This is a genomic window from Bacillus sp. GMs2/2 (assembly GCF_050172095.1).
GTDB lineage: Bacteria > Bacillota > Bacilli > Bacillales > Bacillaceae_G > Bacillus_A > Bacillus_A cereus.
Window position 1 is genome coordinate 1 of the sequence record NZ_JBNLYE010000802.1, and the last position, 254, is coordinate 254.

The following is a 254-nucleotide window of genomic DNA, read 5'->3' on the forward strand; positions in this document are numbered from 1 at the left end:
ATATTCCGTCCCCTGCATTTGCTCCAACAATATGAGGTACACTAGTTAAAAGTGCTTCCCCTAATGCATGAGGTACATCGTAAGCCACAATCTGCGCTAATTGAGACGCTGCATGTTGTATCATGTCTGTCACACTTTTAGTTAGTAATCCCAGTTGACCGCCAATTCCCCCCATTCTTTCAGAAGAGCTTAATGGTGTTACAGATACTTTATTCCCTTTTTTACTGAATAGCTCAGGTCCAGCTTCACCAGCG

Annotated in this window: 1 pseudogene; it reads right to left on the bottom strand. The window is 43.3% G+C overall.

Features of this window, described 5'->3' with window-relative positions:
• Positions 1-254 (bottom strand): annotated as a pseudogene (locus ACQGS6_RS29605) (hypothetical protein); the annotation flags it as partial.